Annotated in this window: 1 pseudogene; it reads right to left on the bottom strand. The window is 40.9% G+C overall.

The features are described 5' to 3' along the window. Window positions 1-254 (bottom strand): annotated as a pseudogene (locus ACFILZ_RS10030) (efflux RND transporter periplasmic adaptor subunit); the annotation flags it as partial.

The following is a 254-nucleotide window of genomic DNA, read 5'->3' as shown; positions in this document are numbered from 1 at the left end:
TCATTGGTGCATGAATTGTGCGCCGTTCAAGATCTAACTCAGCATTCCGCAAAACCAAATTTGCGTTATCCAGCTCTAAGCGTGCCGTAATTTCCTGAACTTCTGTCGCTGTATGACTGGCACGTAATTTAAGAATACGTGAAAGCGTTAAAGCACTATTATCACGTTGTATTTTTGCTTTTGCAGCCGCTATTTCTTCCTTTTTAGAATCAAGCTTTGCAATCACATCACCTGCTTGTACTTTTGTACCAGCT

Source organism: Bartonella sp. AP40SXNS, assembly GCF_042195825.1.
Classification (GTDB): domain Bacteria; phylum Pseudomonadota; class Alphaproteobacteria; order Rhizobiales; family Rhizobiaceae; genus Bartonella.
This window is presented reverse-complemented; position numbering and strand designations above follow the sequence as displayed.